We start from the raw sequence: 2,227 nt of genomic DNA, 5'->3' as shown, positions 1-2,227 counted from the left end.
AGAGTAGGACGCCGCCGAACAATCATTGTGGGAAAGCCCCGCACCTTATGGTGCGGGGCTTTTCTGCGTTTACGGGCCGGGTACGCACGGCCCTTCGCCTGCGATTTATGAGACCCCGAGGAACCCCGGATCGACTCCGTCGAACTGAAGGCACGAGTCGCGGCTCAGGCCCAGGAGTTCCGCCATGGGCACCGTACGACGGCTGGTAGCCAACAGATCCCGGCGACCTTCGGCCGACCACAACGGCGGGAAGAACGACAGGCCTTGCCGGCCGTTCAGCACAGAGACCTCGCCGCGCCAGCCGTCCCACCGCAAGCCCTCGTAGAACTCCTGAAGCCCTCCGGCGAAAATCCAGGAAAGCCATGCCGAGTGGCCGGCGCCCAGGGGTTCCCAGCTGAGAGAGTCGGGGGCGAAGTAGAGGATCTCGCCCGGCTCGCCGGGCCGACCGGCATCACGGGGATTGCCCCCGTTGAGGGCGAAGATCCCGCCCAGCACGTCGTGGGCGACCACAAGGCCCGCACCCGTGCGCCATGCCGGATCGAATGCCGCAGGCATCGCGTTGACCTCGGCCAGGCCGGGCGGTCCCTCGAGCGCGGCACTGTTCGGGCTTCCGAAGATGCGCAGCCACCCGTTGTCCACGAGTAGACCGCCGCAATTGAGGATGACGCTGCCCAAGTACGACCGGGCGGATACCTGGAGCTGGAGCAGGGAAGCACGGCCTGCCCCTGGATCGCCGGGGAGCACCTCAACGGGTACGTCGGTGCCGGACAGTTCCTCCAGGAGCAACGGCCAGGCCGGATCCTCGACGTTGATCAGCTCATCGATCTTGCGCATTCCTGCATCGTCGCACCAGCACCCGAGTCCCGGCCCTCCAGGTCATCACCGGGGCTTCGGTTCACCGATCGGTTCGAGAACCGGCTGGGTATCCTGGCCGCGTTCCCCTGGAGGACACCATGACTGCAGAGCAGCTGGAAGACGGCGGGCCGCTGATCCCTCAGCCGGCCATGACGCGGGAAGCCCTGCGGGACGCCGTGCGGCGGATCGACATGCCGAGCCTCGTCGTGCTCGACAAGGAGTGCAACGAGGCGTTCGACCGTGCCGCGGAGACCGGGGCGATCAACCCTTTGCGGTTCTTCCTGATCAAGTGGGCCACCCATGTGGCCATCCACCGCTGGCCCGCGCGGTCGGCGGCCCTCCAGGACGCCGAACGTATCGTGGGCGATCCCACCGCGACGGAACAGGAGTTCCGGGCCGCGATGGAGACCAGCAGCCGCATCCTCGCCGAGGCCCAGCGGGAGATCGGCCAGTGACCTTGCGCGGCGAGGGCGTTGAGAACGACAGCGGCTGGGCCTGGGAGTGCGATCCCAGTCGGCTGTGGGTACTCGGCGACATGTCCGCCGAGTACCAGAGGCTCGTCACTGCCGTCCTGGACGGACTGGTCGACCTGGCCGCCATGGCCATCGACCCCAAGGACGGCAGCCTCTACGAGGACCCGCACCCGATGCGGCTGCGTACGTACGAGGACGAGCACCTGATGGTCTGGTACCAGACCGTCCCCCACCGCAGCCGCGTGTACCTCAAGCGCGTCAACCTATGAGCGCCAGGACGGCGACCGCGGGGGCGGCGTAGATGACGGGGAACAGGACGTGTGCGTACGAGCGGGCCCGGATCACCGCGATCACGGCGCCGCTGAAGTAGAGGACCAGGCCGATGGCGGCGGCCACCGCTATCGCGGGGACGGCCAGTCCGACCAGCAGGCCGACGGCGCCCGCCGCCTTGGCGATGCCGAGCCAGGTCCACCAGGCGCGCGGGACGCCGTACTCGGCGAGCGGCTCGACGACCCACTTGGCGTTGAAGAAGACCGAGCCGGCCGAGAACCCGGCCATCAGCGCGCCGAACAGGGTCGCGATCACGTAGGCAGTCGACATCAGAGGTGCTCCGATCAGGTGTTTTACGGGGTTCTTGCGTCCGACACCCCTCTGACCCGGCACCCCGCGCGAATGTGACAGCGGTCCTCCTACCGCATCCCGATCAGTCGGCGGGCGGCCATTGACGCACCGTCGGTGCGGACCTCGCCGGCGACGGTACGGGCCGTGTCCGCCACCCTGCCGTCCAGGGCGTGGCGGAGTGCGGTGAGCAGGGAGTCGGGGGGTCGGTTCGCTGGACGGGTCGCCGCCGTGGTGCAATATCGCAAGAGCGTCGTGTCGGGGAAAAGCCGCCCTCCCCC

Annotated in this window: 4 protein-coding genes; 2 read left to right on the top strand and 2 right to left on the bottom strand. The window is 68.3% G+C overall.

The annotated features are described in order from the left end of the window. Positions 1 to 105: 105 nt before the first annotated feature. On the bottom strand, positions 106 to 834 hold the full coding sequence (locus ACZ7GJ_RS37850; RefSeq protein ID WP_470758512.1) for a DUF2625 domain-containing protein: 729 nt from the start codon (positions 832 to 834) through the stop codon (positions 106 to 108). 119 nt (positions 835 to 953) lie between these two features. Here ACZ7GJ_RS37850 and ACZ7GJ_RS37845 point away from each other — a divergent pair, with 119 nt between their 5' ends. Then, positions 954 to 1,310: a hypothetical protein gene (locus ACZ7GJ_RS37845; RefSeq protein WP_365928730.1), complete on the top strand. Its 357-nt coding sequence runs from the start codon at positions 954 to 956 to the stop codon at positions 1,308 to 1,310. After that, positions 1,307 to 1,597, top strand: a complete 291-nt coding sequence (locus ACZ7GJ_RS37840) for a hypothetical protein (protein WP_470758510.1) — start codon at positions 1,307 to 1,309, stop codon at positions 1,595 to 1,597. The genes ACZ7GJ_RS37845 and ACZ7GJ_RS37840 overlap by 4 nt, the downstream gene beginning before the upstream one ends. On the opposite strand, the gene ACZ7GJ_RS37835 is transcribed toward ACZ7GJ_RS37840, so the two are convergent. After that, positions 1,587 to 1,928: a DoxX family protein gene (locus ACZ7GJ_RS37835; RefSeq protein WP_470758508.1), complete on the bottom strand. Its 342-nt coding sequence runs from the start codon at positions 1,926 to 1,928 to the stop codon at positions 1,587 to 1,589. The genes ACZ7GJ_RS37840 and ACZ7GJ_RS37835 overlap by 11 nt on opposite strands. Positions 1,929 to 2,227 lie beyond the last annotated feature (299 nt).

It is taken from the genome of Streptomyces sp. NPDC037242 (genome assembly GCF_055604165.1).
The sequence above is the reverse complement of the archived record's forward strand: the minus strand, read 5'-3'. Positions and strand labels throughout refer to the sequence as shown.